The organism is Mesorhizobium sp. CNPSo 4671, assembly GCF_057784245.1.
Genome location: NZ_JBWLUW010000078.1, coordinates 1 through 564, shown reverse-complemented (window position 1 = coordinate 564; position 564 = coordinate 1). Strand labels below are relative to the sequence as shown.

Here is a 564-nt window from a genome sequence, read left to right as displayed (position 1 = left end):
CTGGGCGACGCTGCGAGCAGGGGAGCGATCGTCGATGGCGGTTCGTTGTCAGCGCGATGCTTGGCACGCCAATCCCAAGGCGCTTCAAACGTTCCTGCCCAGATGCCGACTTTTGCCGCCTTGGCCTTCTCCTGCAGCATGGCGTAGGCACCTTGGCTGTATTTCGGCCAATCAAGAGCTTGGCCGTTCTCGACCATCCAGGCGGCGACGCTGACACCATCGGCCCGCCGGCAATTGCCGACATAGCGGCCATACCGATCCCATGACACAAACGTGCACTGGGTCGGTCGCGAGGCGGCGAGAAAGGCATCGAGAGCGGTGGCGGACCTGGCGCCACATTGATACCGAAAGCCCTTCGCGTCGTCGCACTGCTGTGCTGACTCCGGTGCATCGATACCATTGAAGCGAATGCGCTGGCCATGGATCTCGATCGTGTCGCCGTCGATGACAGATGCGACCCCAGCAATTGCTACCGGTCGCGACGTTACCAAGTTCTGCAGATTGATTTCCGGCAGCGCCCCGCTGTTGTGCATGACAAACTGCGTCACCAGCGCGGAAGTCGCA

General features: G+C 61.3%; 1 protein-coding gene. It reads right to left on the bottom strand.

The annotated features are described in order from the left end of the window. Positions 1-564 (bottom strand): thermonuclease family protein (locus tag AC04SF_RS37450; RefSeq protein ID WP_488481882.1); only part of this gene is annotated, 564 nt, incomplete at both ends.